Origin of the sequence: Scytonema sp. PCC 10023, from assembly GCF_963920835.1 — a bacterium.
Lineage (GTDB): Bacteria > Cyanobacteriota > Cyanobacteriia > Cyanobacteriales > Nostocaceae > Kalymmatonema.
Genome location: NZ_CAWUDP010000443.1, coordinates 1 through 202, shown reverse-complemented (window position 1 = coordinate 202; position 202 = coordinate 1). Strand labels below are relative to the sequence as shown.

Below are 202 nucleotides of genomic sequence, written 5' to 3'. Positions count from 1 at the left end.
GAGCGGGCAGAGAATTTAGAAATTGCGATCTCATGCTACACACAGGCGTTGCAAGAATACACGCGCGCTGGCTTTCCCATCCAATGGGCAACCACGCAAAACAACCTGGGCATAGCTTACTGGCAACGCATCCGGGGAGAGCGTGCCGAGAATTTAGAAATTGCGATCTCATGCTACACACAGGCGTTGCAAGTCCGCACGC

The 202-nt window shown here is 53.5% G+C and carries 1 protein-coding gene; it reads left to right on the top strand.

Annotation, left to right across the window (positions count from 1 at the left end):
* Positions 1-202 (top strand): tetratricopeptide repeat protein (locus ACM0OZ_RS49520; RefSeq protein ID WP_414590268.1); only part of this gene is annotated, 202 nt, incomplete at both ends.